At 65.5% G+C, this 24407-nt stretch carries 25 protein-coding genes and 3 pseudogenes; 20 read left to right on the top strand and 8 right to left on the bottom strand.

The genetic code is table 11. The annotated features are described in order from the left end of the window. The first annotated feature begins 7 nt into the window (after positions 1–7). Entirely contained in the window at positions 8–1615 is a 1608-nt protein-coding gene (locus tag ACSFB7_RS33805; RefSeq protein WP_435476696.1) for an AMP-binding protein, read from the top strand. A 51-nt stretch (positions 1616–1666) separates the two neighbouring features. Here ACSFB7_RS33805 and ACSFB7_RS33800 read toward each other — a convergent pair whose 3' ends face one another. The 5 genes and pseudogenes from ACSFB7_RS33800 to ACSFB7_RS33780 form a co-directional block, all read right to left on the bottom strand. Then, positions 1667–2242 carry a sensor histidine kinase gene (locus tag ACSFB7_RS33800; RefSeq protein WP_435476695.1) on the bottom strand — a complete coding sequence of 192 codons (576 nt, stop codon included), beginning with the start codon at positions 2240–2242 and terminating at the stop codon, positions 1667–1669. Next, positions 2143–2361 carry a histidine kinase dimerization/phospho-acceptor domain-containing protein gene (locus ACSFB7_RS33795; RefSeq protein ID WP_435476694.1) on the bottom strand — a complete coding sequence of 73 codons (219 nt, stop codon included), beginning with the start codon at positions 2359–2361 and terminating at the stop codon, positions 2143–2145. The genes ACSFB7_RS33800 and ACSFB7_RS33795 overlap by 100 nt, the downstream gene beginning before the upstream one ends. Further along, positions 2313–2750, bottom strand: coding sequence for a HAMP domain-containing protein (locus ACSFB7_RS33790; protein WP_435476693.1), 438 nt, complete (start codon positions 2748–2750; stop codon positions 2313–2315). Before ACSFB7_RS33790 ends, ACSFB7_RS33795 begins: the two co-directional genes overlap by 49 nt. Continuing rightward, a pseudogene (locus tag ACSFB7_RS33785) lies at positions 2750–2962 on the bottom strand (winged helix-turn-helix domain-containing protein); the annotation flags it as partial. The gene ACSFB7_RS33790 and the pseudogene ACSFB7_RS33785, both read right to left, overlap by 1 nt. A 55-nt stretch (positions 2963–3017) precedes the next feature. Next, positions 3018–3200, bottom strand: a pseudogene (locus tag ACSFB7_RS33780) (IS3 family transposase); the annotation flags it as partial. Here ACSFB7_RS33780 and ACSFB7_RS33775 point away from each other — a divergent pair. Next, on the top strand, positions 3190–3741 hold the full coding sequence (locus ACSFB7_RS33775) for an ATP-binding cassette domain-containing protein (RefSeq protein WP_435476692.1): 552 nt from the start codon (positions 3190–3192) through the stop codon (positions 3739–3741). The pseudogene ACSFB7_RS33780 and the gene ACSFB7_RS33775 overlap by 11 nt on opposite strands. Here ACSFB7_RS33775 and ACSFB7_RS33770 read toward each other — a convergent pair. Further along, positions 3729–4730, bottom strand: a complete 1002-nt coding sequence (locus ACSFB7_RS33770) for a helix-turn-helix domain-containing protein (protein ID WP_435476691.1) — start codon at positions 4728–4730, stop codon at positions 3729–3731. The two genes, ACSFB7_RS33775 and ACSFB7_RS33770, sit on opposite strands and share 13 nt — an antisense overlap. A 132-nt stretch (positions 4731–4862) precedes the next feature. Between ACSFB7_RS33770 and ACSFB7_RS33765 the strand changes: the two genes are divergently transcribed. The 8 genes from ACSFB7_RS33765 (at position 4863) to ACSFB7_RS33730 (ending at position 15629) form a co-directional block, all read left to right on the top strand. Then, complete coding sequence (locus tag ACSFB7_RS33765) at positions 4863–6833, top strand: TonB-dependent receptor (RefSeq protein ID WP_435476725.1); 1971 nt, start codon at positions 4863–4865, stop codon at positions 6831–6833. 13 nt (positions 6834–6846) lie between these two features. Then, positions 6847–7923, top strand: coding sequence for a class I SAM-dependent methyltransferase (locus tag ACSFB7_RS33760; RefSeq protein ID WP_435476690.1), 1077 nt, complete (start codon positions 6847–6849; stop codon positions 7921–7923). Then, a complete protein-coding gene (locus ACSFB7_RS33755; RefSeq protein WP_435476689.1) occupies positions 7916–9178 on the top strand; it encodes an MFS transporter in 1263 nt (420 codons plus the stop codon). Before ACSFB7_RS33760 ends, ACSFB7_RS33755 begins: the two co-directional genes overlap by 8 nt. Positions 9179–9621: 443 nt before the next feature. Beyond that, positions 9622–10158, top strand: a complete 537-nt coding sequence (gene radC, locus ACSFB7_RS33750; protein ID WP_435476688.1) for a RadC family protein — start codon at positions 9622–9624, stop codon at positions 10156–10158. Between the two features lie 574 nt (positions 10159–10732). Next, complete coding sequence (locus ACSFB7_RS33745; RefSeq protein WP_435476687.1) at positions 10733–11560, top strand: DUF932 domain-containing protein; 828 nt, start codon at positions 10733–10735, stop codon at positions 11558–11560. Positions 11561–11649: 89 nt separating this feature from the next. Then, positions 11650–13728, top strand: a complete 2079-nt coding sequence (locus ACSFB7_RS33740) for a ParB/RepB/Spo0J family partition protein (protein WP_435476724.1) — start codon at positions 11650–11652, stop codon at positions 13726–13728. A 716-nt stretch (positions 13729–14444) separates the two neighbouring features. Then, entirely contained in the window at positions 14445–14753 is a 309-nt protein-coding gene (locus ACSFB7_RS33735) for a DUF736 domain-containing protein (RefSeq protein WP_435476686.1), read from the top strand. A 534-nt stretch (positions 14754–15287) separates the two neighbouring features. Continuing rightward, a complete protein-coding gene (locus ACSFB7_RS33730) occupies positions 15288–15629 on the top strand; it encodes a DUF2958 domain-containing protein (protein WP_435476685.1) in 342 nt (113 codons plus the stop codon). 36 nt (positions 15630–15665) lie between these two features. On the opposite strand, the gene ACSFB7_RS33725 is transcribed toward ACSFB7_RS33730, so the two are convergent. After that, positions 15666–15971: a helix-turn-helix domain-containing protein gene (locus ACSFB7_RS33725; RefSeq protein WP_435476684.1), complete on the bottom strand. Its 306-nt coding sequence runs from the start codon at positions 15969–15971 to the stop codon at positions 15666–15668. Positions 15972–16157: 186 nt separating this feature from the next. Between ACSFB7_RS33725 and ACSFB7_RS33720 the strand changes: the two genes are divergently transcribed. After that, entirely contained in the window at positions 16158–16499 is a 342-nt protein-coding gene (locus ACSFB7_RS33720; protein ID WP_435476683.1) for a DUF2958 domain-containing protein, read from the top strand. Between the two features lie 75 nt (positions 16500–16574). On the opposite strand, the gene ACSFB7_RS33715 is transcribed toward ACSFB7_RS33720, so the two are convergent. Then, positions 16575–17318, bottom strand: a complete 744-nt coding sequence (locus ACSFB7_RS33715) for a hypothetical protein (protein ID WP_435476682.1) — start codon at positions 17316–17318, stop codon at positions 16575–16577. A 269-nt stretch (positions 17319–17587) separates the two neighbouring features. Here ACSFB7_RS33715 and ACSFB7_RS33710 point away from each other — a divergent pair, with 269 nt between their 5' ends. From ACSFB7_RS33710 to ACSFB7_RS33670, 9 genes and pseudogenes are all read left to right on the top strand, one after another. Then, on the top strand, positions 17588–17791 hold the full coding sequence (locus tag ACSFB7_RS33710; protein ID WP_435476681.1) for a transcriptional regulator domain-containing protein: 204 nt from the start codon (positions 17588–17590) through the stop codon (positions 17789–17791). A gap of 7 nt (positions 17792–17798) precedes the next feature. Further along, positions 17799–18350: a DNA -binding domain-containing protein gene (locus ACSFB7_RS33705; RefSeq protein ID WP_435476680.1), complete on the top strand. Its 552-nt coding sequence runs from the start codon at positions 17799–17801 to the stop codon at positions 18348–18350. 122 nt (positions 18351–18472) lie between these two features. Further along, positions 18473–18778, top strand: a complete 306-nt coding sequence (locus ACSFB7_RS33700) for a helix-turn-helix transcriptional regulator (RefSeq protein WP_435476679.1) — start codon at positions 18473–18475, stop codon at positions 18776–18778. Between the two features lie 25 nt (positions 18779–18803). Next, a pseudogene (locus ACSFB7_RS33695) lies at positions 18804–19619 on the top strand (replication initiator protein A); the annotation flags it as partial. 205 nt (positions 19620–19824) lie between these two features. After that, a complete protein-coding gene (parA, locus tag ACSFB7_RS33690; protein WP_435476678.1) occupies positions 19825–20577 on the top strand; it encodes a ParA family partition ATPase in 753 nt (250 codons plus the stop codon). Beyond that, a complete protein-coding gene (locus ACSFB7_RS33685) occupies positions 20574–20846 on the top strand; it encodes a chromosome partitioning protein ParB (RefSeq protein ID WP_435476677.1) in 273 nt (90 codons plus the stop codon). The genes parA and ACSFB7_RS33685 overlap by 4 nt, the downstream gene beginning before the upstream one ends. Beyond that, positions 20843–21373: a DUF2840 domain-containing protein gene (locus tag ACSFB7_RS33680; RefSeq protein ID WP_435476676.1), complete on the top strand. Its 531-nt coding sequence runs from the start codon at positions 20843–20845 to the stop codon at positions 21371–21373. The genes ACSFB7_RS33685 and ACSFB7_RS33680 overlap by 4 nt, the downstream gene beginning before the upstream one ends. Then, entirely contained in the window at positions 21370–21903 is a 534-nt protein-coding gene (locus tag ACSFB7_RS33675; protein WP_435476675.1) for a S26 family signal peptidase, read from the top strand. Before ACSFB7_RS33680 ends, ACSFB7_RS33675 begins: the two co-directional genes overlap by 4 nt. 489 nt (positions 21904–22392) lie before the next feature. Then, on the top strand, positions 22393–24357 hold the full coding sequence (locus tag ACSFB7_RS33670; RefSeq protein WP_435476674.1) for a DUF3363 domain-containing protein: 1965 nt from the start codon (positions 22393–22395) through the stop codon (positions 24355–24357). The last annotated feature ends 50 nt before the right edge of the window (positions 24358–24407 follow it).

Raw genomic sequence — 24407 nt, 5'->3', positions numbered from 1 at the left:
ATCCCTCATGACCAAAACAATTCGCACTGTGAGCGACGCCTTTCGAAACGCTGCCGAGCAATACTCAGGCAACGACTTCGTTCATGTACCGGCCGCCGCCACCGCCGCCTACGGGGGCCAAGCGGTAACTCTGCAATATGGCGCCGCGCTGAAGCAGATCGATGCGCTGAGCGCACAGTACCGCGCCAGTGGGCTGCGTCGCGGCCATCGCGTCGCCATGCTACTCGACAATCGCGCCGACTTTTTTGTGCACTGGTTCGCGTTGAACGCGCTGGGCATATCCATCGTCCCGCTCAACGCGGAAGGCGGCAGTGCCGACATGCAGCACGTGCTTGCCGACAGCCAGGCGGTGCTGGCGGTCGCATTGCCGGAGCGGAGCGACCTCGTCGGCGTCGCCGACCCCAGGCTGCCGGTTCACATTGTTGGCCAGAGCCCGCCTTCATGTCGTGCGGGAGAGCCCAGTTCAGGTAAGGGCGAGTGTGCGCTGGTCTACACCTCGGGCAGCACCGGCAAGCCCAAGGGTTGCATCCTGTCGAACGACTATTTCCTGAGGATCGGCAGCTGGTACATCGGCGTTGGCGGACTGTGTCGCATTGAACCCGGTCGGGACCGCCTAATCACGCCGCTGCCGCTGACCCACATGAATGCGTTGGCCTGCTCTGCCATGGCTATGGTGTTGAGTGGCGGCTGCATCGTGCAGCTCGACCGCTTCCATCCTCGCAGTTGGTGGCAGGTGGTGGTGGACAGCCGTGCCACCATCGTGCACTACCTGGGCGTGATGCCGGCCATGCTGCTTCAGCTGCCGCCGGGCGAAGCCGAGCGGCATCATGCACTGCGCTTTGGCTTTGGCGCCGGGGTGCATCCTTCGCACCATAAGGCGTTCGAGGAACGATTCGGTCTTCCGCTGGTCGAGTCCTGGTCGATGACGGAGGTTGGTGGTGCGGCGGCGATGGTCGCCTCTGAGGAGCCGAGGTACGTCGGTGACCGCTGCTTCGGGCGTCCGCACGCCGCTATGGAATGCCGCCTGATAAATCACGAGGGCCGCCCGGTGCCGCGCGGTGAGGCCGGTGAACTGCTGGTGCGTGCGGCCGGAGCGGATCCGCGGGCCGGCTTCTTTTCGGGCTATGCGAACCAGACGGAGCTTACCGAGGCCGCGTGGGCCGATGGCTGGTTCCACACCGGAGACATGGTGCGCGAGGCCGAGGATGGCTCGCTGCATTTCGTCGACCGCAGCAAGAGCATTGTGCGGCGCAGCGGCGAGAACATTGCTTCCCTCGAGGTCGAGAGTGTACTGAACCAGGTCGCCGGTGTACGTGCAGTCGGTGTGGGCCCGGTAGAGGACGAACTGCGCGGCGAGGAGGTGATCGCCTGCATCGAACTCACCGACGGCGAGACACCCACACTAGAGGTGGCGCAGGGCATCTTCGAAGCCGCTCGCGCGCGCCTGAGCTACTTCAAGTTACCCGGCTACATTGCCTTCGTCCGTGCCTTACCACTGACCACCTCTCAAAAATTGCAGCGCGGCGAGCTGAAGGTGTTGTCGCGGCAGCTGGTGAGAGACGGCGTCGCATTCGATATGCGGCACTTGAAGAAACGCGCGCCGGCCCCTCACTGACCGGTGGTTGTCCTTGCTCATTCCCGCCGGCCTTTCTGCATCGTGGCTTGATCAGGGCGGATCAATGGGTGCTCGAAACCGAGGAAGCTTCTCAATCTCGCGCGGTAACTTCATCTCGAAGATGGAGCCTCCACATGAAGATAGCCTGTATCCGATTTCGCCCGAGTGAGCCAAAACGATTGCCCGGACCACAGCCAAGCCGAGCCCCGATCCTCCATATTGCCGTAGCCGCGACGGTTCGTCGCGCATGAAGGGATCAAATGCGTGGCGCATGAACTCGGGAGCGAGTCCGGGCCCTTCATCTTCCACGCTCAATATGTCATGGTTGGCCGTCGCGTCAATCGCAACCTTGACTACTCCGGGCTGCGCATAACGCTGCGTTGTCGAGAGCGCCATCAGAGCCTGCCGCAGCCGGGCACCGTCGCAGCGCAACATGATGTCCGATCGGCTCACCAGGAGCGTCAACCCGGCCTTGGCGAGTACAGGCGTCATCGATTCCGCAGTGCGGAGGACTTCAGCGCCGATGTCTACCGGTTCGATGCGCATGTGCAGGTGCCCGCTGTCCTGCAGGGTAACGACGCGCAGGTCATCGACGAGTTGCGAGAGGCTCTCGACATGCGCCAGCAATCTCTGAATCGGTCCTGACTGGGCGGGAAAACGCAGTCGCTCATCCCCTGCAGTCGCCCCTGGAGGATGGTCAGCGGTGTTCGCAATTCGTGGGCGATGGCCGCGTTCCAGGCGGCCATGCTCTGCAGTTTTCGGCCATGGCGTTGAAGTCGTCGACGACGTTAGCCGGTTCTCCCAGCGACCTGTCATCGGGGATTGCGCGAGCAGATAGATACCCCGCCGCAATGCTTCTGGCGCTCTCCGCCAGGGAGTTCAGCGGAGTGAGGAGCCATTGCGACAGCCGCAGCGCGACGACGACGGCCGCAATCAGTCCCAGCAACAAGAAGGTGGCCACAAGGACGTAAACAGGCGCCTGGGGAAGAAAGCTGTCCGGAGGTCCAGGAGGCGGAGGCAGGTTAGCGGAAAAGGAGTGCGACGGCGATGATGAACCGACAAACCCGATGAGCGTCGTGATAGCCGATATCAGGCTCATCGAAAGCACGAGTTGGCGGCTGAGCTTGCCGGACATCAGATCCCTCGCAGTCGGTAACCGACACCGCGCGTGCCCACCATCATCCCAGGCGCGCCGGCCTGGTCGAGTTTCTCGCGCAGGTTGCTCACATGGTTGCCAACGGTCCGCGCCCGTGCGTCGGAGCCAGGTAGGCAGGCATCGACCAGTTCGCTTCGACTGAAGACGCGGCTCGGCGCTCTGCCCATGTCGGCGAGAAGCCGGAACTCCGTTTGCAGCCAGGGGACGAGTCCGCCGGTGATCTTGCCCCGTATTTCTGGACACGGGCTATTCGCAATGTGGCGCCAACTCGATCTGAGCAATCCGCCGTTGGGCAACGGGATGCTGCCTGAACTCCATGGGTGATTTCATCTTCAATGCTGAGTGCGGGCGCACCTCATTGAAGTGCTCGAAAGCCACGGCCATCTGCGCCATCACCGTTCTCGCGTTGGCGAGGTCCATGCGGCTGATGTTCCAGTACGTGGTCCTGTTCTCTGGCACCGTGCTGCACAACATCCGCATCGGCCGGCCCGATGCGACTCGCGAGCAGGCCGTCGATGCCGCACGGCGAGCGCAGGCGCATGCGTTCATCGAGCGGCTGCCACAGGGCTACGACACAGTGATTGACGAAGGCGGCGCTTCGCCGTCGGGTGGCGAGCGTCAGCGCCTCTCGATTGCACTTGCGCTGCTTAAAGATGCACCGATCCTCCTGCTCGATGAGGCCACCGCCAGCATCGATCCGTCAGCCGAAGCCGAGATCCAGCTCGCACTGAGTGAACTGGTCCGCGAGAGAGCCGTTGTCGTCATCGCGTACCGCCTGCGCAGCGTGCGCCATGCAGATCACATCCTCGTGCTCCACAAGGGACGCCTCGCGGAGCCGGGCGGCACGACAAGTTGCTGGAGTATCCCGGCCTCTATGCCCGACTTTGGGCCTACCAGGAACGCGCCGCGCGTTGGCGAGTTCAGCGCGCCATATGAAGGCGGGGAGAGCGCGGCGACCTACAGGCCCTGATGTTTCGGCGCACGGCCGAAATACCGCGCGAACGCGGTACTGAAGTTTCCGGGATGGGCGTAGCCCACTTGCCAGGCGGTCTGGGCCACCTGGCAGCCAGAGTCGAGCAGCACCCTGGCCCGCTCCATACGGATCTGCAGCAACATGTGCCTTGGCGAGATACCGAAGGCGTCGCGAAAACCAGCCTTGAAGCGGGTTTCGCTCATGCCGACCTCGGCACTGAGATAGGCTACCGTCAGCGGCCGGTCCATCTGGGCGTGCATCAAGTCTCGCGCTCGGGCGAGCCGATCATGGTCCCGTCGGCGTGAAGCCTTGACAGGCTCCTGCGGCGACAGGCCGAGCGCCCGGATCTGCTCGGCCAACAGGCTGAGCGCATGGATTCGGCAATCCAGGGCTGCCAGGCCGGTGGCATCGGAACTGCGGTAGAGCGCCTGCGCATGACTGGAGCTGGCAGCAGAAGTCCTCGTCGATGCGAGCGCACGCACGCCGCGCGCAGGCATGAGCCGCATGGAGACGTCTTGCCCCAGCCACTGCAGCACTGCCGGTTCTTCGATCAGCAGGCGCAACTGCACCACCCGCTCGCCTGCAGCATAGTGCCGCTCGCCAGCACTGCCCATGTACGCGGCGGCCGTGGTGAAGCCCGCGGCAAACCCAAGGTGCTCGCCCTGGGTGCTCTGGTAGACCGAACGCCCATCCAGACCCACGGTCAGCACCAGCGTACCGCGCTCCGGCGGATTCGCATTCGCCTCCCGCACGTCGCGCCGCGGCACGAAGCTGGAACGCACCACCGATAGGCCGGGTTCGATCACAAGCCGCTCCACCGTGCTGCCCGCCATGGCACCGACTGCCGACAGGCGCGCCCATCCAGCATCCACCGAATTCGGCAGACCTTGGGACAACGCAGCAATCGAGGACCGGTTCGGCATGAGCAATAAAAAGGACGGCAGACCGAATGCAAACGAAATCGGCCCGATGGCAGAGAAAATCAAATGATAACCATTCCCATATATATACAAAGTAGGAGAACTTCCGAACACCAGCCAATGCACGCAAGAAAGAACCCGTCCATGACACGACTTCGGCTTCCACCCAGCCTTACCGGCGCCCTCGGGGTGCTGGCCATGGCCGGCCTCGGCCCCCTGGCCCAAGCGCAGGATCAGACATCGGCGCAGGAGCAGTCGCCGCCGACCTTGCCCACCGTCACGGTGACGGTCAACAAACAGGCGCAGCGGCTGGGCGCTGTTGCGGCCAGCGTGACGGTGCATGACGGCGAACTGCTGGAAGCCGCTGGCGTCGCCCGGCTGGAATCGCTGGAGCAGGTTACCCCCGGCCTGTCCTTCCAGTCCTTCGGCCAGGCGGGAGTGCATTCGCCCGTCATGCGCGGCATCTCAGCGCAGTTCTTCTCGTTCTCCTCATCCACGCTGCTGCTGGTGGATGGCGTGCCGACGCTGATGGCGCAGGGCTTCGACGACGGACTGCTCGGCATCGACCGCGTGGAAGTGCTGCGCGGACCACAGTCCACGCTCTACGGCCGCAATGCTGAGGCCGGGGTGATCAGCATCCACACTCGCAAGCCGGACAACACACCGCGCACCGCTGTGTCCACGGGGTTGTCCAGCCGTTCCGGTCGCGCGCTGCGCTTCGAGCTGAGCCGCCCTCTGGTGGAGGACACGCTGTACGCCAGCATCGCTGGCGACTGGAGCCGCCAGGACGGCTTCATCACCAATCTGGCCACTGGCCGGCGCGAGGACGACCGCGAACGCCGCAACCTGAAGCTGGCGCTGCGCTGGACGCCCGATGCCCGCACCGATGCCACGCTGCGTTATGCGAAGCAGGATTTCGACGACGGCGCGGCACTTTGGGGGGCGCCTTCCGCGTCACGCACCACTGTGCGCTCGGGCACGCCGAGCTGGAACCGCTCCGGCGGCGACACGGTGTCGTTGGATGTTGCCCATGACTTCGGCACCGGCCTTAAGCTGCGCTCCGTCACGGCCTACAACGCCTACCGCGACCGGATTCAGCAGGACACCGACTTCCAGCCAGCAGACCTGCTGCATATCGCCCGCGACCACCGCTTTCGCAGCCTGTCGCAGGAGCTGCGACTCGAGGGCCAAGCCGGCGCATCCCGATGGCTCGTCGGCCTGTACGCCGACCGCGACGATCGCGACCTGCTCAATTCGCAGAAGCTGCCAGCGGCGCTAAGCCAATCGGCCGCTGCGCTGGGAGGCCACAGCACCGCGCTGTTCACGAATTGGACCGTCCCCCTGGCCTCGCGGTGGACGCTGGAGGCCGGTGCGCGGATTGAACGCAATCAGGTCGATTTCACGCCGGCAGGACGCGCCACGCATTCCGCCAACGACACGAACGTCTCGCCCAAGCTCGCGCTGCAATACCAGCTCGCGCCTTCTGCCCAGGTCTATGCCAGCGTGAGCCGGGGCATACGGGCTGGAGGCTTCAACGTCTTCGTACCGGCGGCCAGCTACGCGGCCTACACGCCCGAGAAGCTGCGCTCCCTGGAGATCGGCATCAAAGGCACGCTGGCCGGCCAGCGGTTGCGCTACTCGGCCGCGCTCTACCGCATGCAGATGCGCGACATGCAGGTGCAGCAGATGCCCGTGCCGGGCATGGTCTACATCACCAGCGCCGCGTCCGGTCATTCCACAGGCGCGGAGTTCGAGCTGGACTGGCTGCTCGGCCAAGGCTGGCAGCTGCAATCCGGCCTGGCGCTCAACCGCACGCGCTTCGACCAGTTCCAGGATGGCGCCAACACCTACGACGGCAACCGCAACCCCTTTGCGCCAGATGTGTCGGGCCACGTAAGCCTGCGCTATGACGCCCCCGCCGGCTGGCATGCCCAGGCCCACGTGTACGGTACAGGCAAGGTCTACCTGGACGCCGCCAACCGCTACAGCCGCAGTGGCTATGGATTGATCAACCTGCAGGCAGGTCGCAGCTTCGGCGCCTTCGAGCTGAGCGCCTACGTGCGGAACGCGGCGAACAAGCGTTACGACGCCGTGGGTTTTCAGAACGGCATCGTCACTGTCTACAGTCCGCCACGCGAAGTCGGCGTGCGACTGACCTGGCGGATGTGAGGAAAGCGTCACCATGAACACCCTTCCTCTTCATCCCTTGCACGGCTGCTGGGACCTGGCAGCCTCGGCCATCCGCGCCGAGGCCCTGGACACGGCCTTGGCTCTGAATCTGTTCGATGCCTTGGTCGAGCCGCTGACGGCAGCCGAGCTGGCCTCCCGCCAAGACCTGCATGCGGCCAACACCGCCCACCTGCTGGAACTGCTGTGGAGCCTGGGCCTGCTGCAGCGGCAACGCACCGAGCAGGCACCAGATCGGTACTTACTCGCCCCCGTGGCCCGCGAATCTCTGGTGCGGGCCGCGCCGGGCTTTTGCGGCGATGCGTGGCGCTACCGGTTGACCTCGTTGCGGGGCCTCGCGGACCGGCTCCGTGCTCATGTCGAACAAGGGCCTCAACTGCCCGAGAACACCTTTCAGTCGGCCACCGGCGCTGGCTGGGCCGCAGCGGCACGCGCGCAGATCGGCCAGGAACAGCGCGCTGTCAGCGCGGCTGGGGCCTTCGACATCATGGACCGGTTACCCCAAGCGCGGCAGGCCACGCGCCTGCTGGACCTGGGCGGCGGCCCGGGCTGGATCGCCATCGAACTTGCCCGCCGGTTCCCGGATCTGCGGGGCGTAGTGTTCGACTGGCCCGAGACAGCGGCCGTGGCGCAGGAGAACATCGAGGCCTCAGGCCTTGCCGAACGCTTGTGCGCCCAGGGCGGCGATGTGGCTGCCGATACCCTGGGAGACGGAGAGAGAGAAGGCTTCGACCTGGTGTGGTGCTCCTCGGTGCTGCATTTCGTACCCGACATCGGCGTCGTGCTCGCCAAGGTTATGGCGGCGATGGCGCCAGGTGGCCTGTTCGTCTGCGTACATGCGGAACTGCCAACCACGGCCGAAGAAGCGGCACAGGTGATGCCTTTTTACCTGCCCATGCGCATGGTGGGCCGCCACGTGCTCCCCGAAGGCGGCACGGCGGCCGCACTGGCCGAAGCAGGCTTCGTGGAGATCGAACAGTTCGCGTCGGGCCGCTTCCCGATGTCACCGGTGCAGGTGGCGGTCGCCCGCAAGCCTCAGGCGCCGGGCCATCCGAAGGCTCGCCATGTCTGAGCGCGCACGGCTGGCTTGCCTGCAGGCCCTGTTTGCCTGGCTGAACCTCGCGCTGACCGCGCCCAGCGTCTACCTGTGGTTGGGCCTGCCGCTGCTGATGCGCCAGCACGGCTGGTCGGGCGTGGACATCGGTCTGTTCCAGCTCGCCGGGTTGCCTGCGGTCTTCAAGTTCCTGTTGGCCCGGCCCATGGAGAATGGCCGGCTACCGCTTCGGCGCTACCGTGCCTGGGCCATCTCCTTGTGCCTGGCGTTGGCGGGCAGCCTGCTGTTGCTGGGTTGGAGCGACCTGTTGGGCAACCCGATGCTGCTGTTCACACTGGCATTCGCCGCCGCCTGGCTGGCCACCTGGGCCGACATCCCTGTCAATGCCCTGGCCATCCGCTGCCTGCCACCCGGTGAACAGCTTCGGGCCGGAGGCCTGCGCTCGGCCGCGCTGTCCCTGGGGGCCATCGTGGGTGGGGGCGTAATGCTGATGGTCCAATTGCGCTGGGGCTGGCGTGCGCCGTTCTGGGCGCTGGCCGGCGTGCTTGCGCTCGGTGCCGTGCTGCTGGTGCTGATGCGCACCAGCGATGAGCCCACAGCCGCGACTCGGCACGATTCCATGCGGGGTTCCACATCCCTGCGGGAAGACTTCCAGAACTACCTGGCGCAACCGGGTGCCCGGACATGGACCCTGCTGCTGATGCTGTATTTTCCGTTCGTCGGAACCGCGTGGTTCTACCTCAAGCCGCTGATGCTGGACATGGGCTTCGAGGCCCCGCGCGTCGCACAGATCGTTGGCGTGGGCGGGGGTGTGATCGCAGCGGTAGCCAGCCTCGCCGCCGCATCCCTGGCCCGCCGCATCGGCCTGCGTCGCGCAGTGCCTGCAGGCGCTTGGCTGGGGTTCGTTGCATTGAGCGCCCTGGCGCTTGCCGCTGCTTTTCGTCCACCGGCTCCTGTCCTCATCGCCGCTGCCGGGTGCGTCGCAGCGGCCATGGGCTATATCGCCGCACTGGCCTTCGGGCTGACCATGCATTTCGCACGGTCGAGCGCGGCCGCAACGGACTACGGCTTGCAATCGAGTCTGTTCTCGCTCAGCCGGCTGCTCGTGCCCGCGCTGGGTGGCCTGCTGCTGGACCAGACAGGCCATGCCGGACTTCTGACCACTCTTGCCGTCGCGATGCTGGGTGTGTGCATGCTGTGTCTATCGAGCGCCAAGGATCTGCCTGCCCTGTCGCCACCTGAACTGCATCGGCGAAACGCATCGACGCAATGAAGCGCCCCGGCACTAGGAGCCCGGCGCGGCCACCCGCTGCGCCCGCGTTTCTGCATTCGCCTCGGCGCCTTGCACCAACTGGATGGATGGAGCTTCCCATAGGCGGCCCTATCGATGCGGGTGGTTGGCGTTCCCGGCACGGCCGGGCCGCGCTATGCGTGCTTCGCATCGAGTCGCCCACGGCGTCTCGCCCCTTTGGCTCCTATCGCTAACGCCTTTGCCCTCTTGCGGGGCTGCGCGCTGCGCTTGCCAATGTTTTGACGGTGCGTGGTTGGTGGGACAGGTTTGCTGTTCCCTTCATGGTGCCACGCCGTTCTCGCGTTAAAGGCCTGCGCGCACTTTGTGCGCTGGCGTCCTGCCGGCCGTCCTTCGAGCCTTGATCGCTGCGCTGCGGCGTGCCGGTTCCGGTCTCGGGCAATCCCGCCCGATCATTGGAGTTCGCCATGTCGCACGATCTGTTCTCTTCCCTCGATTCCTTCGCTGCCGTTTCTTCTGCTTCCTCTTCGTTGCTCGTTCGCGATGTCGCGGGCGAGTACCGTCCGGCCGACATCGACGAGGTGCTGGCCGCCGCGCAGCGGCTGCTGGCGGGCCGGGTGCGTGGAACCGACGTGTTGACGTCGCCGGCGGTGGTCAAGGACTTCCTGGGGGCGCGTTTGGGGAATCTTCCCTTTGAGATTTTTGCGGTGGTCCACCTCGACTCGCAGCACCGGGTGATCGACTACGTGGAGATGTTTCGGGGTACGGTGACGCAGACATCGGTCTATCCGCGCGAGGTGGTGAAGGATGCGATGCGGCTCAACAGCTGCGCGTTGCTGCTGGTGCACTGCCACCCGAGCGGCTGTGCTGAGCCATCGCGGGCCGATGTACACCTGACCCAAATGCTCAAGCAGGCAACGGCGCTGGTGGACGTGCGGGTGCTGGATCACCTGATCGTGGCGGGCAGCACGGTGCTTTCCATGGCAGAAAAGGGACTGGTGTAGACGTCGAGGGCTTCGGCCCTCTTTGTTTCTTCTTCGGCATGCACGCTACGCGCGTGTCTTGACTCCAGAGGTTGGCCTGCGGGCCACCCTGGCCGCGTTGCACCTGGCGCCCCGGAAGCAGCCGAACAGGCTGCGCCTGATCGGCGCTTGCATCGTGCCGATGGCGCGCTGCGCGCTTTGATCCCCTCCAACCAGGCGTGCATTCGCACGCGGAGGCGCTCGCCGCGCGGCGTGGGCCTCAGCGCATCCCCCTGGCCCTTGGGCCGCTGATCGTCTTTCCCCAAGTTCATCGCTTTCTCCCGCGACCGTAGCCCGCGGTGCCTGGCCGTCAAGGCGCGCAGGGCCGTGTCCTCGCCTTCGGCTGCGGGCCGCACCAACCCTGCGCTTCTCCCTTGACGGCCACGCCCTCGCTGGCCCGGTTCTTCGCGGGCGATGAACTCAGGAAAGACGGCGGCAAACAGGGACCGGCCCAGGTCCATGCGCCGAACCCACCGAAGCCACAACGGGCTCCGAATCTTGGAATCCGGTCAGCTTTGAAACCGCAACAGCAACTTCGTTTTTTTGGAGAAAGATCATGCAACTCGCATCACGTTTCGCTTCCCGCTCCCCGGTCCTGCGCAGCGAGCATCCGCTGTCGGACGATCAAATCCGCACCGTGGCCCCGTCCATCTTCGCGGACGCGCCGCACGAAAGCCGTTCTCAGCGATACGCCTACATCCTGACCGCCACTGTCTTGACGGAACTGCGCAAGGAGGGATTCCAGCCCTTCATGGTGACGCAGACCCGCGTGCGCGATGAAGACCGCCGCGACTTCACCAAGCATATGGTCAGGCTGCGCCACGCGGGCCAGATCAATGCGGCCGAGGCCAATGAAATCATCTTGCTGAACTCCCACGACGGGACGAGCAGCTATCAATTGTTGGCGGGCATGTTCCGCTTCGTCTGCAAGAACGGACTTGTCTGCGGCGACACGGTGGCGGACGTGCGCGTGCACCACAAAGGGGACGTGGCCGGACAGGTCATCGAGGGCGCGTATGAGGTGCTGCACGGCTTCGACCGTGCGCTGCAGTCCCGCGAGTCTATGCAGGCCGTCACGCTGGACGCCGGAGAGTCGGAGGTGTTCGCCCGTGCTGCGCTGGCCCTCAAGTACGACGACCCGGACAAGCCCGCGCCCATCACGGAAACCCAAATTCTGATGCCGCGCCGCGTCGATGACCGCCGCCCCGACCTGTGGAGCGTCTTCAACCGCACGCAAGAAAACCTTATCAAGGGTGGTTTGTCTGGTCGCGCCGCCAACGGGCGCCGCCAGAGAACACGCCCGGTGCAGGGCATCGACACCAATCTGCGTTTGAACCGTGCCCTGTGGTTGCTGGCCGATGGCATGCGCCAGCTCAAGGCCTGATTTCCCGGAGGGGCGCTGCCCCTCCATTCATTCCCTGTTTCCTTCCCTTGGTCCCTTGTTTTTCATATCTCATCAATAGGAGCTACACCATGAACAGCGTTACCCATTCCGAAATCCAGGCCCTGCATGCCGTGGCCTCTGCTGCGGCTGTCGCCACAGCTTCCAACAGTGCGAGCGGCGCAGGCGAAGCCATCAGCATCCCGGTGGTTGCACCCTATGAACTGCACCTGATCGCGCTGTGCAAGCTGCGGCCCTCGAACCGCAACGTGCGCAAAAGCGGTGGCACCGCGATTCCCGAACTGGCATCGTCCATCCTCCGCGTCGGCCTGCTGCAAAACCTCACCGTGATCGCATCGCTCGATGGCGAACACTTCGAGGTGGTCGCAGGCAAGCGGCGGCTGGCGGCCTTGAAGTTGCTGGCGAAGCGCCGCAAGCTGGACAAGAACCATCCGGTGCCGTGCCTGCTGGTGCCCGATGCATCAGCGCGCACCGTGAGCCTGACCGAAAACGTGCACAGGGAATCCATGTCGCCGGTCGACGAACTGTTCGCCTGGAAGGCACTTGCAGCCGAAGGCCGGTCATTGGAAGACATAGCAGCCGACTTCGGAGTCACGCCGCTGGTGGTCAAGCGCAGACTCAAACTTGCCAACGTCTCGCCCCGGTTGCTGGCGGACTATCAGGCTGATGGCGTGTCTCTGGAGCAGTTGATGGCGCTGGCCATTACAGACGATCACGCGGAGCAGGAGGTCGCATGGTATGAATCTCCACAGTGGCAACGCAGCCCGGAGTCGCTGCGCGATCACCTGACGCATGAAGAGATCGACGCCAGCCGCGATGCGGTGGCGCGCTTCGTCGGCGTCGAAGCCTACGAGGTGGCGGGCGGCGGCATCCGCCGCGATCTGTTTTCGGACGAGCAACTCGGTGTGTTCCTCACCGATGCCGCTTTGCTGGATGCACTGGCGCGGGACCAACTGGCGGCTGTTGCCGAATCCGCGCGGGCCGAAGGCTGGGGCTGGGTGGACATCGCCCCACGTGCGACGGCATCGGAACTGCATGCATTCCAGCGGGCGCGCCGCACGCGCCGGGAACCGAACAAGGCCGAGGCCAAGCGCATCGCCAAGCTGGAAGCCGAGCAGAACAGGATTCAGGACAAGCTTGATGACGAGGACGCCGACCTGTCCGATGACGGGGCGCAGGCACTGCATGACGAACTCGACCGGCTCGGCAACGAACTGGAAGCCATCGAGCAGACCTTGATGGTCTACGCGCCGGGTGTCGTGCCGATGGCCGGGGCCGTGGTGTCGATCGATCACATGGGCGGTGTCGTGGTGCATCGCGGGCTGCTGCGAGAGGAACAGGCCAAGGTGCTGCGGGCTCAGGAGCGGCAGGAGGCCGGGGACGGTTCAAGCAGTAACGCCAACGGTGGAGAAGCACGGGACGCCGAACCGGGCAAGACCGGCATCTCGGAGAAGCTGGCGAAGCGCCTGAGCGCGCATCGCACGGCTGCATTGCAGGCCGAAGTCGCCCGGCATCCCCATGTGGCACTGGTGGCCGTGGTGCATCAATTGGCGCATCGCGTCATCCTCGACGGCTATGGCGCATCGCCCCTCAACATCACGGCATTCCCGCAGGACCGGCTGACGCACCATGCGCCGGACGTGGACGAGGCCCCGGCTGCTGTGGGCATGCGCGAAGTGCGGGAGGCCTGGGCGGCACGCCTGCCCAGTGACCCGGACGCGCTTTTCCCCGAACTGCTGGCGATGCCGCAATCGGAACTGCTGTCGCTGCTGGCCGTGTGCGTGGGATACACCGTCTCGGCCATCGCATCGCAGGAGAGCGAAATTCCCGCTGCCGCGCTGGCCCATGCGGTGAACCTCGACATGCACGACTGGTGGACGCCAACTGCGGCCGGCTACTTCGATCATGTGTCGAAGGCCAAGGCCTTGGAAGCGGTGCATGTGTTTGCGCCGAGGGAAGTGAACCGGCTGGCCAAGCTCAAGAAGGCGCAGATCGCCAGCGAAGCCGAGCGGCTGGCGGTGGGGTCGGGATGGCTACCGGGGATGTTCGACAAGCCGGTGGCGGTGAACGCCGACGAACGCACGGAGGTCAAGACCAATGTGGATGACGTGTCTGTTGAAGATTCCGCAGAGATGCACGCTGCCGTTTGAGCATGGGCCCCGGCTTCGGTCGGGGCTTTCCTTCGTCTTTCGCCTCGGCCGATTTCATCGGCGCGACGCGCGCGGCAGGTGTGCCGCGCGCGCTTTGACTTCCGGATTCCAGCGGGCGTTGCCCGAGCCTCAGGCATGGAGCCCCGCCGGCGCGGTGCGCGGACGTTCAACTGCCCTTGCTGCGCGGGTCGTAATGGACAAACCATCCTCGATGTCGGCAGGCGGACACGGCCGATGGCGACGGCAGGTCACCGACAGGCGGATGGCCTGCCGACTTTTCCAGCAGTGGCTTGACTCTGACCAGCCGCTTCGACGCGGCGGTGCGTTCAGACTTGTCCGTGGTCAGCCGGGTTGACGTTCGGCTTGGCTGAATCCATGTCGGAGCGCTGCCCTGCGGTGGGGATGCCTGGGCCATTAGGTCCGTCCTTTGCGAGGACAGGTCCGCTCCCTCGGCCTTGTATTTGCCGTGAATCCTGGCGCGGGCACGGCGCACGCTCTCTGCGTTCGGTGCGCCTCGGGCTTGTTCGCCGCAACCGGCCTGCCCAAGAGATTTCCCCTGCGCTGCGCGCATTCCTCGCGAGGCAAATCTCCCGGGTCTGCCGGTCCTACGCGTTGCTGCGGCCTTCGGTGCGGCGCGCCCGGCACCGTGCCGTCCGGTTCACGCCAAGGCCGCGATGGGCGCGGGACCAGGCTCAACCTCGAAGGACTTTTCAATCATGGCTCACATCGGCACTTTCACCGCACAGAACGACAGCTTCGCTGGCACGGTTCGCACCCTCACGCTGAACGTGAAGGTCAAGATCGTGCCCAACGACAAGGGCAGCGAGAACGCACCGGACTACCGCATCGTCGCGGCCGGTGGATTCGACATCGGCGCGGGCTGGAAAAAGCTCAGCCGTGCAGACCGCCCGTACGTCTCGGTGACGCTGGATGACCCGTCGTTCCCGGCGACGATCTACGCCCGCCTGGTCGAAGGCGAGGACGGCGCGCACAACCTGATCTGGTCGCGCAGCAGGGGCGATTGAGCGTTGCCCAAGCGCCCCGCATCAGCGGGGCGCTTTGCCATGTTCGGCATCGACCTCCATCTGTCTCGGCACTGGCCGAAGCTGCGAGGTCCGTGCTGTGTGGGCTGCTGGACTTCTTGGAGGAGGTCGTAAAGCCGCTTCTGGTCGTTTGTGCTTTTACGAATCGCCGTAGAGAAGTACAGAAGGCTTTGTTCTTCGTCGGATTGGATGGAGGAAGGTTTTGAGGTTCGGCGATTCTGTGCGTCTCCGGCGAAGCCGGACCGCGCTCTTGTGCGTTGCATCGAGCCGCCCATGGCGTCTCGCCCCTGCGGGCGCCGATCGCTGACGCCTGCGCGCTGCGCTTGCCAAGGCAGGTGGCGTGTGGGGCTGGCTTGCTATGACCTTCATCGTTGCACGGCGTTCTCGCCGTCGAGGTCTGCGCGTGCGTTGCACGCTCGCGTCCTGGCGGCCGTCTTCGAACCTGGACTGCTGCGCTGCGCCGTGCCTCTTGCGGTCCCGGGCAATCCAGCCCTGATTCCGTTCAAGGAGAACGACATGACGAAGCTCATCACCGACGAACAACGTGTGCAACTGCTGGCCAACGGCCGGCAGTCCATCGAGAACCCGGATTTCGATCCACATCCTGTGGTCAAGTTGTTCACGCCGGATGCCGGAGCCACCTGGCTGTTGACCGAGATCGATGACGATGACCACGCACACGGTCTGTGCGACTTGGGCCAAGGCTTTCCGGAACTGGGGTGGGTGAGCCTGGCGGAACTGGCCACTCTCCGTGGGTCGCTGCGTCTGCCGGTGGAGCGCGACCTGTACTTCAAGGCCGACAAGCCCATCAGCGCCTATGCGCGAGAAGCCCGGATGGCCGGTCTCATCGTTGTGTAGCCTTCGGGAAGGGTTGCGTATCTGAGCCGTTGGCTACTACGCCGGCGGCTCGCGCCATTCCTTCGGAAGCCGCGCTTCCGCCTCCAGCACCAGCTCGCCCGCGCTGCGCTGCAGTGCGCGTGCAATCTTGAACACCAGGGCCAGCGTGGGCATGTGCTCCCCGCGCTCGATCTTTCCCATGTGGGACCGTTCGATGCCGGCGATGTGGGCCAGCGTTTCCTGGGCGATGCCGTCCTCGGTGCGAATCGCGCGCACGGCGGCGCCGAAGGCGAGCGCCGGCACGGCATCGAATGTCGTTGCTCCGGCAGGCCTTCCTCGCTGGATTGCGCGCTTGGCTTGCATGGAGCCAAGCGTCGTCTTGCCTGGCTATTAAAACCACGTTAAAGATAACTCTTTATTCAGCATGCAATACCGGCGTGGCCTAAAATTCCCGGCAAATGCACAGGCAGGCGCGCAGCCAACCCATGCCCATCGGCTCGATCGGATGCCCTGACGGGAGATCTGCGGGCCTCAACTTCTGGAGGCCCTATGCCCTTCCTGACAGATGAACAGCGCCGCCAGATGCTCGCCAATGGCGAGGCCCGCGCACGGGGCGAAGAGATCGATCCCTATCCGGTGCTCAAGCTCTACACACCGGATGCCGGCGCAGCCTGGGTGTTGACCGCCCTCGATGCAGATGGAGACATGGCCTATGGGCTCATCGACATTGGCGCCGGGTTTACCGAACTGGGCCTTGTCAGCCTGTCGATGCTTGCGGGCATCCAGGGACCGCGCGGCTTGCCTGTGGCGGTGGAGCCGCACTACAAGGCGCGCAAGACCTTGTCGGCTTACGTGGCCGACGCGCAGCGCGACGGGATGGTCACCGACTGAGCGTCTCCCGCGTCGCCACATGGTTTGCGGACCATGACGGCCTGCAAACCTGCAAACCTGCAAACCTGCACACGCTCACATGATGACGCGCCCGCGGTCTCCGTATCCCATGGGCTCGACCTTCAATGCCGCAAGTACTGGCACAAGTGCCCGACGGCAGTTGAAGTTCGTGTCCGATGTCTGCATCCATGCGCCGCGCTGCCGCTCGATCCAGGTCGAACCGAAAGCGTCGCCGGCATCGAAGCCCGCGTTGTACGCGCGCACCGCATCGCCCTTGGGGTTGACCGCGGCGATCACGGCCAACTCGTCGAATCCCGCATCGCTGACAGAACCGCGTGCGGGAAGGCCGTTGGGCAACTGAAAATCGAACAACTCGCCCCGGCGCATGTTGTCCGGAAAGCGGTTGTCGCCCGGTCGCAGCGTGAATATCTTCTGGGTCAGAGCGGCATTGACGGCGCAGATCATCAGGTTGCGCCAAGCCTTTTGACGCTCGGTCTTGTATTCGATCTCGTATGCGGAAGTCGGTACGGTGGAAATGACCTCGGGCGGCGACTTGATCAAGAGTTCGAAATCGAACTCGGGGTCATCGGGATAGCCGAACTGGCGCATCCGCTGCAACATCCGGCCAGTGTCCAGAAGCACATAGGGAGGATCAGCATCGGGCGGCACCAGCGCTGCGCGCAACGCAGCTTGTGTGTTGAATCCTAGGCTGTAGGCCAAGGCTTCACTGATGTGGGCTGACTTGGTGTCGAGGAATTCGTCTCGTAACGAATTCTTGACGGCGACGACGGATGCTTCCGTCAGAGCAATGGCTGCCATACGTTCTCCAATCCCAACGTTGGTCGACGTTTCCCGATTACACATCGACCCGGATTGAAGTCCGTTCGCGGTTTGGTGAGTTTGTCTGCTTTAACCCGGGAACAGGTTGGGCCCAGACGCCTGGGCGAAATGATAAAGCGATTTGTTCTGCGCTGCCAGCATCGGGTCGCAAATCGATTCCACCTCTTCATCAAGACCTCGACGATTCATCCACCATCGCCCCTCGAAACCGTGGCAGCGTGCTCCTTCAACCGCAGGAGCTTGCCGCCATGACGACATCTCGCGATACCGATGCAGTCCCCGCGCCGTGGTGCGCCGGTGCCGCCTACCTCTATGCGCTGGACCTCGACGGTCCCGCGCTGGCCTGGGAGTACCTGCGCCGGCACCCGGGCTACCGCGCCGCCTGGCTCTTCGCGACGCGCCGGCAGCGCAGCGCCCTTGCACCCCGCTGGGGCTTGCGATGTAGACCTTGACCCACGCTTGGACGCGCGCGACGCGCATCCTGTCTGGCTCGGCGTCGAAGACGCCTTGCCGCACCTGCGGCCAGCGCTGGCCCAAAGCGTGCCGCGCGGTCAGGTCTTCAGCCTCTGGCGCATCCGTGGCCGCAAGCGCCTGCTGCACGCCGGCACGGACCTGATCCTTTCCGTGCAGAACGATCTGCACGGGCTGCACGCCTGCATTTCCCCAGCCCTGGCCAACGGCGCGGCCTGTCGGGTTTCACTTCCGCTCGATGGCAAGCCTGCAGCCTGCCGAACGCAGATGCGCCGGCTGCTCGGCGAACTGCCACAGCCTTGCTTCCGTCATGTATCGCGCACAGCCGTCCTGCACATGCGCGGCCTGCAGGCGCTCGACGCGCAGCAGGGTGACTGCGGCCAGCGTGGCGTGGCCGAGGCCCTGTTCGGCGCCGACACCGTTGCCGAACGCTGGCACGCCGACAGCGACCTGCGCGCCCAGGTCCGGCACATCCTTGCCCGCGCCCAACGCTGGGTGGCCGGCGGCTACCTCCAGCTTGCTGGCGTACGCCCTGAATAGCGCCCGCCCACGGAGACGAGATTCCAAACCGAATCTCCCTTCGCAGCGCCTTCCCCTTTGCCGAGACTGCCTCCATCGGGCTGCAAATGGTTTGCGGCCCATCCACCGAGATGGAGGCCTTCATGGCAGTCGGACATTCGATCCCTTCGCGCGGCGCTGCAACCGCTGCGCCGCAGCCCGCTCCAGCGCAACTGGTGCCAGCCGCCGCCGCAAATCCTGAATTCCTGACCACCGACGAGGCGGCGACGTTCCTGCGGCTGTCGCCACGCACCCTGGAAAAACAGCGCGTGCTCGGTGGCGGGCCGCGCTTCCGCAAGTTCGGCGCCCGCGTGGTTTATGCCGCAGTCGATCTCCGTGCCTGGGCCGACAGCAACACCTTCGGCATGACCTCGGACCCCGGCTACGTGATCCGCGACTCCGTCCGCTGATCCTTGCCGAACTGGAGCCACCGCCATGTCCAAGCGCCCGAGCGAACGCGAACAGCTTGCGCTGTTCCGCGCGCTGCCGGGTGACATGGCGCTGCGCGATGCGCAGGACCTGATGGCCTATCCCTTCTTCAGTCTGGCCAAGTCCCGGCGCACCGTGCCGATCCACTTCGAGGCTGGCGGCGTGTCCCTCACGGTCGAAGGCGTGCCGGAGCATGGCATCGCCACCATCTGGGACGCAGATGTGCTGATCTGGGCGGCCAGCCAGATCGTCCAGGCCAAGAAGGAAGGCATTGCGCCTTCGCGCCTGATGGTGGCCACTCCCTACGAGATCCTGCGCTTCGCGCAGCGCGGCACCGGCCGCAGCGACTACTTGGCACTGCGCGCCGCGCTGGACCGGCTGCAGTCCACCACCATCGCGACGACGCTGCGCCAGCGCGAACGCCTCAACGGCATCCGCCGCACGCATCGCTTCTCGTGGATCAACGAGTGGAAAGAGTACGTCCGGCCCGATGGCCGCTCCGACGGCATCGAGCTGATCCTGGCCGACTGGTTCTTCTCGGGGGTGATGGACGACGCCCTGGTGCTCACGCTGGACCCGACGTACTTCCAGCTCACGGGTGGCATTGAGCGCTGGCTGTACCGACTGGTGCGCAAGCACGGCGGCCGCCAGCCGGCGGGCTGGCGCTTCGACATGCGCCACCTGCACCTGAAGTCGGGGAGCTTGCAGCGCCACTCTGATTTCGCGCTGCAGGTGCGCGAGCTGGCGCGGCGCCAGGCGCTGCCGGGCTACTGGCTGTCGATTGAAAGAACGGGCGGCATCGAGTGGCTGTCTTTCCGTCCTGATGCGCTTCAGCCGCCAAGCACCGACTTATCCACAGCTTCTGTTGAAGAACCTGTGGATCGCGTGTGGACGGACTCGGTGGATCACCCGCACGACCCTCGGTGGATCACCCGCAGAGCTATCGGTGGATCGCCCGCACCGATCGGCCCGGAAGCCGCGCCCAGCAACGGTTTCGGGACCCTTAAACATCTAAAGGGATACATAAATGAATAAGACGCGCGTGCGAACCGGCGGTGCTCAAAAAAGTGGCATTGCTGAAATCCGAGGCAGCGAAGACCGCTTTCCAGGAAGACAAGGAACACAGACCAACCTCGTCGGCAAGGTCGTCGCGGTACTGAACCAGAAAGGCGGAGCCGGCAAGACCACGCTCGCAACGCACCTGGCGGGCGAACTGGCGATGCAGGGGTGCCGCGTGACGCTGCTCGATGCCGATCCGCAGGGCTCGGCCCTGGACTGGGCGCAACGACGCGCGCAAAACGGTCAGGAGCGGCTTTACGGGGTGTTCGGGCTGGCGAGGGATACGTTGCACCGGGAAGTGCCCGGAATCGCGCTGGAGGCCGACTACGTCGTCATCGACGGACCTCCAAGAGTGGCGGCGCTCGCGCGCTCCGCGCTGCTGGCGGCCGACCTGGTGCTGATTCCGGTGCAGCCGAGCGCGTACGACGTATGGGCGACGCAGGAGATGGTGAGCTTGATCGCAGAGGCGAGAGTCTTCCGGCCACAGCTGCGCGCGGCCTTCGTGATCAACCGACGTGTCGTCGGCACGGTGATCGGGCGCGAGGCCAGGCAGGCGCTGGCCGATCAACCGTTCCACGCCTTGAGTGCCGAGGTCTCGCAGCGCATCGTGTTCGCCGACAGCGTCGCTGCGGGCCGGCTGGTGAGCGAAGTGGCACCGCAGTGCGCAGCCGCGCGCGAGATCGCCGCACTCGCGCATGCCGTGCGGGAGGTGTTGGGATGACGACGCCGAGGCAATCGAAGACACCGCGACGAGCGCCCATCGGCCGCAGGCCGGCGGCGGACCCCGCCACGGCCTGGGTGCATCGGGAGAACGCGGGCGGAGCTGTCGTCGAACCCGTGAAGAGCCAAGTTTTCACCGCGCGGCTCACCATTGACGTGACGCCTGCGCTGCGCGGTCGCATCAAGGTGATCGCGTTCGGACGCGGCATCACGGCGGCCGAGATGCTGCGCGAGTTGCTGGAGAGGGAGTTTGCGGAGGGCACGGCATGAAGACGCCGAACGCGGGCCTTGCCACCGCTTCGACGCAGCGGTGGCCGCAGACGGCGTTGCCGGCTCGGCCGACCCAAATGCGTGTGTCGCTGGCCTTCGTCGAGCATCGCGTGAACGTCTACTTGCGCTTCGGCGAGCCCGGACGCGAGATCAGGTTGGACCGCTGGCGGCGCGTCGCGGTGCTCGCGCCGGTGGCAGTCTGCTGCCGGATCAAGTGGATCGGCAACGACTACGGCACCGCGTTCTGGCAGCTCATGGTGCTGCAGGCGCCGATGCCGTTCGACGACATGCAGCGCGTCGCAGGCGTGTCGCCTGGCGCGCGCATCCTGCTGCGCGCCAATGGCGAGTCGCAGGTCAAGGCGGTACTCGAAGTGATCGACAAGATTGAGGTTGCGGGTATCGAGCCTTGCGCTGCAGCGCCAACCTACTGGCGCACGGTCGGCAACCGCTTGGCTGCACCCCAGCCGCTGCCGGCGTACACGCCCGAGCGCCATGCGGCGCATCTTGCGCGGGGAGCGCTGCGATGACGCAGGCCATGAAGCGACTTGTGTTGCTGGCCAGCATGGGCATCGGCTTGGTGGGGCTCGTCGTGCCGACTTTTGGGCAGGGTCAAGCCCGCATCGTCTACAACCCGAGCGACAGCGTCGCGCGCGGCTGGTACCGCATTGCTCCCGCAGTCGGCTTCAAGTCACTGCGCGTTGGCAGCATCGTGCTCGCCCGGCTTCCTGCCGATACGGCTGCGATCGCGGCGCAGCGTGGCTATCTGCCTGCGGGCTTGCCGATCCTCAAGCGCATCGGCGCATTGGCGCCGCAATCGGTGTGTGTTCGGGAACAGATTGTGCGCATCGACGGCGATGCCGTGGCGACGGTCCGATTGCACGATGGCGCACGTCGTCCATTGTCTGCGTGGACGCAATGCCGCTCGCTCGGCGAGACTGAGCTGTTCCTGCTCAGCGACACGAATCCGGCGTCGTTCGACAGCCGCTACTTCGGTCCTATCGACACGTCCGCCGTGCTCGGTATCGCGCTCCCGTTGTGGACTTGGGCCACGCCATGAGCCCTTCGCCGTTCATGCGTCCAGGCGTTTCTCATCATTGCGATGCGTCTGCGTCGGAACTGTGGCCGGCCATGCGTTCACGCATGCACCGAACTTGCACCGTTCGTGTGCCCATGCTGTGTCCAACTGAGCGCCAGCCGTGCCGCCGAGCTGCGGCCGAAACGGTGTTTCGCCCGCATTTCGACGTGCAGGGAGCCCTGCGCCAGCGTGCAGCGCCTGCTGCACCCACGCGGCCTTGCAGGCTGCGCTGCGCACCTCGTGCGCGGCTGGCGGAGAGTCGGAGCCGGGAGCGGATGCGGAAGGCGAAGACGGAGGGCAAGAAAAAAGGGCTGGCACGGCTTCGCCCGCCAAGCCAGTCTGCACGTGGGTTTGGCGCGGCACCGCGCTTGCAGGCGCTTGTGCCGTGCGAACACAACTTCGCGCGTGGTGCCTTGCGCTCCCGCGTGCCGCTTCTCATGCGCTGCGCCACGGTGCGCTGGAGTCTTCGCCATGGCAACGCGTAGAGAGTCGGGTGATGCCGACCGTTTCCGGGTCCGGCCAGCTGCGCCGAAGGCACGCTCTGGGCCGTCCACAAAGGGCTTCGTCTCGCAGGTGCTGAAGGCCGTCTCCAAGTCCGGTGCGCGGGCTTCGGGCGCGCGCGGAGCGCGGCCCGCATCCACTTTCGGCCGCGGCCGGGTGGCTGCTACGCTGGCCGGCCGGAAGCTGGGCGCCAATGCCCGGCGCGTGATCATCAAGAGCCGCTTCGTCGTGCTCAAGCGGGCCGGTGCCACCTCGGCCTCCACCCACCTGCGCTACATCGAGCGCGATGGCGTCACCCGCGACGGGCAGAAGGGGCAGGCCTATGGACCGAATGCCGATATCGTGGATCTGAAATCCTTCGAGGAACGCGGCCGGGGCGACCGCCACCAGTTCCGCTTCATCGTGTCGGCCGAGGATGCGTCAGAGCTGGAGGACCTGAAGGGCTTCACCCGCCAATTTATGCGCCGCATGGAGATCGACCTGGAGACCCGGCTGGACTGGGTGGCCGTCGATCACTGGGACACGGACAACCCCCACACCCACATCGTCCTGCGAGGCTGGGCCGGCAGCGAGCGCAAGGGGCAGGACCTGGTGATCGCACCTGACTACATGGCCAACGGCATGCGCCTGCGCGCGGGCGAGATCGCCACCGAGTGGCTGGGACCGCGCACCCAGGCCGAGATGCGCCAGAGCCTGCTGCGCGAGGTGGACCAGCAGCGGCTCACCAGCCTGGACCGGGCACTGCTGAAACAGGCGAACGTGGACATCGTGGACCTGACGGAGCCGCAGGCCACGCCTACGGATCGGCAGCGCATGAACGTACTGCGCGCCCGGCTGCAGCGGCTCGAAGCCATGGCGCTGGCCGAGAAGATCGATGCCAACCACTGGCGGCTGGTGCCGGGCATGGAGCACACCCTCGCTGCTATGGGCGAGCGCGGCGACATCCTTCGCACCATGCACCGGGCGATGAAGGGAGAAAGGCGGGAACTCACGACGGGCGAATCGGCCTCGACGGTGATCGGGCGCATCGTGGCCAAGGGACTGGCCGACGAACTGCACGACCGGGGCTATCTGGTAGTCGACGGCATCGACGGGCGGGCGCACTACCTGAGGCTGCCGGCCGGGGCTGACCTGACGCAGTTGCCGGTGGGCGGGATCGTGGAGGCGAGGCCGGCCGGGCAAGAGAAGGCGGTGGACCGCAACATCCTGGCGGTATCGAAGGACGGCATCTACAGAACGGCCGATCACCTTGTGCAGTTGCGGCAGTCCGGCAACCACGACCCGCAGGCCACCATCGATGCCCACGTGCGCCGGCTCGAAGCGCTGCGCCGCACGGGCACGGCGGAGCGCATCGCCGAGGGCGTCTGGCAGGTCCCGCAAGATCTGTTGAAGAAGGCGCAGCAGCATGACCACCAGAAGTCGGCGGGTGTTTCCATCGAACTGCGCTCGCACCTGTCGATCGAGCAGCAGGTGCGCGCCATGGGCGCGACTTGGCTGGATCGGCAATTGGCGGGTGACGGTAAGGATCTGGCGCCGCAGGGCTTCGGTGCCCAAGTGGGCAAGGCAATGCGCGGGCGTGTGGACTTCCTCGCCGAGCAAGGCCTGGCCCAACGCCGGGGTCAGCGCGTGGTGCTCGCGCGCAATCTGCTGACGACCTTGCGCGAGAGCGAACTGGCCACTGTCGGCAAGACACTGCAGGACCAGACCGGCCAGACCTACCGCCCGCTGCAGGACGGCCAGCAGGCCAGCGGCATCTACCGCCAGTCCATCCAACTCGCCAGCGGCCGCTTCGCCATGCTCAACGACGGCATGGGTTTCAGCTTGGTGCCCTGGCGGCCGGTGATCGAACAGCGGCTGGGGCAGCAGCTCAGTGTCGTGGTGCGTGGGTCATCGGTTAGCTGGCAACTGGGGCGCCAGCGCGGCATGTCCATATGACGCCGTCGCCCCTGAGATAACCGCAGCGTTTCGCCGCGCGGAAGAGTGTC

The organism is Variovorax raffinosi, from assembly GCF_051216615.1.
In the GTDB taxonomy this organism is placed as follows: domain Bacteria; phylum Pseudomonadota; class Gammaproteobacteria; order Burkholderiales; family Burkholderiaceae_C; genus Variovorax.
The sequence above is the reverse complement of the archived record's forward strand: the minus strand, read 5'-3'. Positions and strand labels throughout refer to the sequence as shown.

Coding starts and splice junctions, on each gene's coding strand:
- ACSFB7_RS33805 (WP_435476696.1), top strand. CDS start 8: ATGACCAAAACAATTCGCACTGTGAGCGACGCCTTTCGAAACGCTGCC.
- ACSFB7_RS33795 (WP_435476694.1), bottom strand. CDS start 2,361: ATGGCCGCCTGGAACGCGGCCATCGCCCACGAATTGCGAACACCGCTG.
- ACSFB7_RS33790 (WP_435476693.1), bottom strand. CDS start 2,750: ATGTCCGGCAAGCTCAGCCGCCAACTCGTGCTTTCGATGAGCCTGATA.
- ACSFB7_RS33775 (WP_435476692.1), top strand. CDS start 3,190: ATGCGGCTGATGTTCCAGTACGTGGTCCTGTTCTCTGGCACCGTGCTG.
- ACSFB7_RS33765 (WP_435476725.1), top strand. CDS start 4,863: ATGGCCGGCCTCGGCCCCCTGGCCCAAGCGCAGGATCAGACATCGGCG.
- ACSFB7_RS33760 (WP_435476690.1), top strand. CDS start 6,847: ATGAACACCCTTCCTCTTCATCCCTTGCACGGCTGCTGGGACCTGGCA.
- ACSFB7_RS33755 (WP_435476689.1), top strand. CDS start 7,916: ATGTCTGAGCGCGCACGGCTGGCTTGCCTGCAGGCCCTGTTTGCCTGG.
- radC (WP_435476688.1), top strand. CDS start 9,622: ATGTCGCACGATCTGTTCTCTTCCCTCGATTCCTTCGCTGCCGTTTCT.
- ACSFB7_RS33745 (WP_435476687.1), top strand. CDS start 10,733: ATGCAACTCGCATCACGTTTCGCTTCCCGCTCCCCGGTCCTGCGCAGC.
- ACSFB7_RS33740 (WP_435476724.1), top strand. CDS start 11,650: ATGAACAGCGTTACCCATTCCGAAATCCAGGCCCTGCATGCCGTGGCC.
- ACSFB7_RS33735 (WP_435476686.1), top strand. CDS start 14,445: ATGGCTCACATCGGCACTTTCACCGCACAGAACGACAGCTTCGCTGGC.
- ACSFB7_RS33730 (WP_435476685.1), top strand. CDS start 15,288: ATGACGAAGCTCATCACCGACGAACAACGTGTGCAACTGCTGGCCAAC.
- ACSFB7_RS33725 (WP_435476684.1), bottom strand. CDS start 15,971: ATGCAAGCCAAGCGCGCAATCCAGCGAGGAAGGCCTGCCGGAGCAACG.
- ACSFB7_RS33720 (WP_435476683.1), top strand. CDS start 16,158: ATGCCCTTCCTGACAGATGAACAGCGCCGCCAGATGCTCGCCAATGGC.
- ACSFB7_RS33715 (WP_435476682.1), bottom strand. CDS start 17,318: ATGGCAGCCATTGCTCTGACGGAAGCATCCGTCGTCGCCGTCAAGAAT.
- ACSFB7_RS33710 (WP_435476681.1), top strand. CDS start 17,588: ATGACGACATCTCGCGATACCGATGCAGTCCCCGCGCCGTGGTGCGCC.
- ACSFB7_RS33700 (WP_435476679.1), top strand. CDS start 18,473: ATGGCAGTCGGACATTCGATCCCTTCGCGCGGCGCTGCAACCGCTGCG.
- parA (WP_435476678.1), top strand. CDS start 19,825: ATGAATAAGACGCGCGTGCGAACCGGCGGTGCTCAAAAAAGTGGCATT.
- ACSFB7_RS33685 (WP_435476677.1), top strand. CDS start 20,574: ATGACGACGCCGAGGCAATCGAAGACACCGCGACGAGCGCCCATCGGC.
- ACSFB7_RS33680 (WP_435476676.1), top strand. CDS start 20,843: ATGAAGACGCCGAACGCGGGCCTTGCCACCGCTTCGACGCAGCGGTGG.
- ACSFB7_RS33675 (WP_435476675.1), top strand. CDS start 21,370: ATGACGCAGGCCATGAAGCGACTTGTGTTGCTGGCCAGCATGGGCATC.
- ACSFB7_RS33670 (WP_435476674.1), top strand. CDS start 22,393: ATGGCAACGCGTAGAGAGTCGGGTGATGCCGACCGTTTCCGGGTCCGG.